This window comes from Helicobacter valdiviensis, from assembly GCF_003245365.1.
Classification (GTDB): domain Bacteria; phylum Campylobacterota; class Campylobacteria; order Campylobacterales; family Helicobacteraceae; genus Helicobacter_D; species Helicobacter_D valdiviensis.
In genome coordinates this window covers 1-751 of the sequence record NZ_NBIU01000111.1, presented here as the reverse complement: position 1 = coordinate 751, position 751 = coordinate 1, and the positions used below count along the sequence as shown (strand labels likewise).

The following is a 751-nucleotide window of genomic DNA, read 5'->3' as shown; positions in this document are numbered from 1 at the left end:
AATTAAAGATCCAAGAGATAGTGATTCTACAAAAGAAAGTATTAAAGAGTTTTATCTAAAAGTATGGGAGATGTTGGTTTCTTTGGCTGAAACATATGAATTTATACCAATGGAAAAAAATGTTTTCCATTATATAAGTCTCCAAATCTACTCCAAACTTATCTATGGCTATCCTTCTGCAAGGCCTTATGTCTTTCCTAAAGAAATACTAGATTTACCCATAGACTTTAATAAAGGATTAGAAGGCTATGGAAAAGATCCAGAAGAAGAAAGTAAGTAATGAAAAAAGGAGTAAAAATGCAAAGTATTAATTTAGATAGAAGAGAAGCGTTAAAAAGTTTTAATAAAATTGCAATTTTAGGTTTTGGAGGTTTTATGCTTCTAAAACAAAATCTTATAGAATTGTCTTTAGAAAATGAAGCTTTTGCAACTGCTAAAAAGTTTAGTTCTTTACAAGAATTAAAAGAACATATATATCTAAATATTAATTTAGATAAAGTTTGTAAAGAAGCTTTTGTATATGAAGATTATAATGTTTTAAAGAAGTATTTTTTAAATCCTAGTCTTTATTATTCTAATAATGAGCTTTTAGAAAAAGAATTCAAACTTGATAATAAAACCTTAAATATCAAGGCTCCTAAGAGTTTTATAAAAGCTTTAGAAAATATTATAAAATATGATAATAATTCTAAAACTTTAACAGGTTTTATGTATCAAAAAGAGTTTGTGCCAAATAGATTGGATGTGTAAA

The 751-nt window shown here is 25.4% G+C and carries 1 protein-coding gene and 1 pseudogene; both read left to right on the top strand.

Going from position 1 to position 751, the window contains the following annotated elements; translation table 11 throughout:
• Window positions 1-280 (top strand): annotated as a pseudogene (locus B6S12_RS11310) (hypothetical protein); the annotation flags it as partial.
• A gap of 17 nt (window positions 281-297) precedes the next feature.
• Complete coding sequence (locus tag B6S12_RS10755) at window positions 298-750, top strand: hypothetical protein (protein WP_111230737.1); 453 nt, start codon at window positions 298-300, stop codon at window positions 748-750.
• Window position 751: the final 1 nt, after the last annotated feature.

Excerpts from the sequence above, each read along its gene's own strand:
- B6S12_RS10755 (WP_111230737.1), top strand. The coding sequence starts at position 298 with ATGCAAAGTATTAATTTAGATAGAAGAGAAGCGTTAAAAAGTTTTAAT.